Annotated in this window: 4 protein-coding genes and 1 pseudogene; all 5 read right to left on the reverse strand. The window is 66.4% G+C overall.

The genetic code is table 11. The annotated features are described in order from the left end of the window. On the reverse strand, positions 1-138 hold a 138-nt coding region (locus VIR09_RS09325; RefSeq protein WP_332012606.1), incomplete at its 3' end, for a hypothetical protein. A gap of 6 nt (positions 139-144) precedes the next feature. Beyond that, positions 145-1362, reverse strand: a pseudogene (locus tag VIR09_RS09330) (NAD(P)/FAD-dependent oxidoreductase); the annotation flags it as partial. Between the two features lie 8 nt (positions 1363-1370). Then, the gene (locus VIR09_RS09335) at positions 1371-2246 is read right to left on the reverse strand and encodes an ABC transporter ATP-binding protein (protein ID WP_332012603.1); all 876 of its coding nucleotides are present in this window, start codon (positions 2244-2246) and stop codon (positions 1371-1373) included. A 4-nt stretch (positions 2247-2250) separates the two neighbouring features. Then, positions 2251-3081, reverse strand: a complete 831-nt coding sequence (gene ntrB, locus VIR09_RS09340; protein WP_332012604.1) for a nitrate ABC transporter permease — start codon at positions 3079-3081, stop codon at positions 2251-2253. Positions 3082-3106: 25 nt separating this feature from the next. Beyond that, positions 3107-4303, reverse strand: a 1197-nt coding sequence (locus tag VIR09_RS09345; RefSeq protein WP_332012605.1) for a CmpA/NrtA family ABC transporter substrate-binding protein, incomplete at its 5' end; no start/stop codon positions are given.

Here is a 4303-nt window from a genome sequence, read left to right on the forward strand (position 1 = left end):
GCGCAGCACGGCGCCGTCGCGCGTCTCCACCCGCACGCCGCAGCCGGTGCCGCAATAGCAGCACACCGACGCCACCCCACGCACGCCTTGCGGCGCCGCGTCCACGATATCGATCCGGCGAGACATGGGCGCATCCATTCCCTATTCCCCCGCCGCGCCTTCGCCACGCATGAGCCGCTCGCGCAAGGCGCCGATACCCTGGCCCTCGCGGATCAGCCGCACATACCAGGCGCTGTCCGCCGTGTCGCCATACAGGCAGGCGCCCACCAGCTTGTCGTCGCGGATCACCAGTTTCTTGTAGACGCCGCCGGGGGTATCGGCCAGCGTGATCGACTCGGTCTGCTGGCCTCCCAGGAAATCGCCGGCGGAAAACAGGTCAATGCCAGTGACCTTGAGCCGGGTCGAGGTCAGGCTGCCTTCGTAGCGGCCGATGCCATGCAGCGCCAGATGGTTGGCCGCCACTTTCGCCTGTTCGTACAAGGGCGCGACCAGCCCGTAGGCGGTGCCGCGATGGCTCACGCATTCGCCCACCGCATAGACGCGCGGATCATAGGTCTGCAAGGTATCGCTGACCACCACGCCGCGGTTCACATGCAGCCCGCAACGCTCGGCCAGCTCGGTGTTCGGCCTGACGCCCACCGCCATGACCACCAGCTCCGCCGGTACTTCTTCCCCATCCGCGAAGCGCAGCGCGCGCACCCGCCCGTCGCCGCCGCCCAGGATCTCACGGGTCTGGCGCCCCAGCAGGAACTTCAGGCCGCGCGCCTCCAGGCCGCGGCGCAGCATGGCTGCGGCGCCTCCGTCCAATTGCCGGTCCAGCAGCGACTCCCCCAGATGCACCACCGACACGTCCATGCCGCGCGCGGCCAGGCCATTGGCGGCTTCCAAGCCCAGCAAGCCGCCGCCTACCACCACCGCGTGCCGGTAGCGCGACGACGCCTCTATCATCCGGTTCACGTCGCCGATGTCGCGAAAGGCGATAACGCCGTCCAGGTCGCTGCCCGGCACCGGCAGGATGAATGGATTCGAGCCGGTGGCCAGCAGCAGCCGGTCATAAGGCGCTTCGGTGCCATCATCGGCCAAGACCACCCGGCGCGCGCGATTCACGGCGACCACCTTGCGCTTGAGCAGCAGGCGGATGCCGTGGCGGACGTACCAGTCCTCGTCATTGAGCACGATGTCCCGCAAGGTCTGCTCGCCGGTCAGCACCGGCGACAGCAGGATGCGGTTGTAGTTGGGATACGGCTCGGCGCCGAATACCGTGATGTCGTACAGATCGGGCGCCAGCTTCAGCAGCTCTTCCAGCGTGCGCATGCCCGCCATGCCGTTGCCAACCACCACCAGTTTCTGCTTCGCGCCCATGGCGACCCCTAGGCGGCTGCGCGCGATGCGCCGGCCTCGGCAAGCGGCTCCGGATCCGCCGCCATGGCCGCATTGGCCTGGAGTGCCGCCTGCGAACGTTCCGGGTTGCCATGGCGGCGATGCAGGAAGTCCACCACCGCCGCGCGGCATGCCAGATAGTCCGCGTCATTGGCCAGCCGCACGCGGTCGCGCGGACGAGGCAAGGGCACTGGCAGGATCTCGCCAATGGTCGCGGCCGGGCCGTTGGTCAGCATCACGATGCGGTCGGACAGCAGCACGGCTTCATCCACGTCGTGCGTGACCATGATGGTGGTGGTACGCGTCTTGGCGACGATCTTCAGCAACTCGTCCTGCAGGTGCGCGCGAGTCAGCGCATCGAGCGCGCCGAACGGCTCGTCCATCAGCAGCACGCCCGGCTCGATCGCCAACGCCCGCGCGATGCCCACGCGCTGCTTCATGCCGCCGGAGATCTCGCGCGGCAGCTTGTTCTGCGCCGGCAACAGGCCCACCAGTTCCAGCGCGGCGCGCGTGCGCTCGTTCAGCTGCGCGCGCTTTTCCGTTGCGCCGAACACCCGTTCCACCGCCAGGTACACGTTCTGGAAGCAGCTCAGCCACGGCAACAGCGAATGGTTCTGGAACACCACGGCGCGGTCCGGACCCGGGCCAGTGATCTCGCGCTCCGCGCACAGCAGCACGCCGCTGCTGGGGCGGGTCAGGCCCGCGATGAGATTGAGCAAGGTCGATTTGCCGCAGCCGGAATGGCCGATCAGGGTAATGAACTCGCCCTGCTCCACGGTCAGGTCGATGTCGCGCAGCGCCACGAATGCACCCTTGCGGGTGCTGAACGTCTGGCCCACACGCTCGATGCGTACGTATTTCTTCATGGCGCTATTCCTCGGTGTAGGTGAAACGACGGGCCAACGCGACCAGCAGGGTTTCCAACAGCAGCCCCACGATGCCGATCACGAAAATGGCGATGACGATGTGCTCCACCTTCAGGTTGTTCCATTCGTCCCAGAGCCAGAAACCGATGCCCGTGCCGCCGGTCAGCATCTCCGCCGCCACGATCACCAGCCAGGCGGTGCCGATGGACAGGCGCACGCCGGTCAGCACGTAGGGCAGCACCGCGGGCAACAGCACCTTGGTGGTCACCTTCCATTCGGACAGATTCAGTACCCGCGCCACGTTCAGGTAGTCCTGCGGCACGCGCGACACGCCAACCGCGGTGTTGATGATCATGGGCCAGATCGAACAGATGAAAATGGCCCAGATGGCGGCCGGGTTGGCCGCCTTGAACAGCAACAGTCCCAGCGGTAGCCAGGCCAGCGGCGACACCGGCCGCAGCAGGCTGACGATGGGCGAGAACATGGCCCGCACCGCCGCATAGCGGCCGATGGCGAAGCCCGCCGGAATCCCGATCAGCGCCGCCAGGCCGAAGCCGATCGCCACGCGTTCCAGCGAAGCCAGCAGGTTCCAGCCTATGCCTTTGTCATTGGGGCCGTTGTCGTAGAACGGATCGGAAAAGAGTTCGACCGCCGCGCGCCAGGTGACGCCGGGCGTGGGAATTTCCGGTATCCGCAGCGCCACCACCTGCCACACCAGCACGAACAATGCGAAGCCCGCCACGGGCCCCACCACGGCCCGCAGCGCGGACTCCAGGCGTTCGCGCCAAAGGGCAATGAATTCATCGCCGCGGCTCATACTCGTTACGGTAGACATTGCAACCCCCTTTCTGTATCGGCGCTCAGACCTTGACCTTGAATCCATCGGCGTAGGCCGCAGGGTTGCTGCCGTCCCAGACCACGCCATCGATGAGTTTCGAGCTGCGCATCTCACTGGCCGGCAGCGGCACGCCGGCGGCCTGCGCGGCCTGCTTGTAGAGATCGATGCGGTTGATCTGTTTGGCCATCGCCAAGTAATCCGGATGCTCTTTGAGCAGCCCCCAGCGCTTGTGCTGCGTCAGGAACCACATGCCGTCGCTCAGGTACGGAAAGTTGGCGGAGCCATCGGCGTAAAAGCGCATGGCATGCTCGTCGGTCCAGCGCTTGCCCAGCCCGTCCTCGTAGCGGCCCAGCATGCGGTCGACGATACCGCTGGCATCCGTGTTGACGTAGGACTTGGCCGCAATGGTCTCGGCGGTTTTCTGGCGATTGGCGGGCGAGGCGTCGATCCATTTACCGGCCTCGAGTATCGCGGCCGTGACCGCGCGCGCGGTGTTCGGATGGCGCGACACGAAGTCCGCGCTCGTGCCCAGCACCTTCTCGGGATGGTCCGTCCAGATACCCTGCGAGGTGACGGCCGTGTAGCCGATCTTGTCCAGGATGGCGCGCGCGCCCCAGGGCTCGCCCACGCAATAGCCGTCCATATTGCCCACGCGCATGTTGGCCACCATTTGCGGCGGCGGCACGGTAATGACCTTGGCGTCCTTCATGGGATGGATGCCGTAGGACGCCAGCCAGTAATACAGCCACATCGCGTGCGTGCCGGTGGGGAAGGTCTGGGCGAAGGTGTATTCGCGCTTGTCGGACGCCATCAGCTTTGCCAGCGATTCGCCGTCGCGCACGCCCGCTTCCAGCAGCTTGTTCGACAGCGTGATGGCCTGGCCGTTCTGATTCAGGCTCATCAGCACGGCCATGTCCTTCTTCGGCCCGCCTATGCCCATATGCACGCCGTAGACCATGCCGTACAGCACGTGCGCCATGTCCAGTTCGCCGTTCATGAGCTTGTCGCGCACGGCGGCCCAGGAGGCTTCCTTGGAGGGCGTGATCGTCACGCCGTGCTTCTTGTCCAGGCCCAGCACCGAGGCCATCACGACCGAGGCGCAATCGGTCAGCGGGATGAAGCCGATCTTGACCTCGGTCTTCTCGGGCGCGTCGGTGCCGGCGGCCCAGGCGCCGGCGCGCACCAGTGGATCGACCAGCGACAGCAGGCTGGCGCCGGC

The organism is Achromobacter sp. (genome assembly GCF_036567245.1).
Classification (GTDB): Bacteria; Pseudomonadota; Gammaproteobacteria; order Burkholderiales; family Burkholderiaceae_B; genus Achromobacter.

Coding starts and splice junctions, on each gene's coding strand:
- VIR09_RS09335 (WP_332012603.1), bottom strand. CDS start 2,246: ATGAAGAAATACGTACGCATCGAGCGTGTGGGCCAGACGTTCAGCACC.
- ntrB (WP_332012604.1), bottom strand. CDS start 3,081: ATGTCTACCGTAACGAGTATGAGCCGCGGCGATGAATTCATTGCCCTT.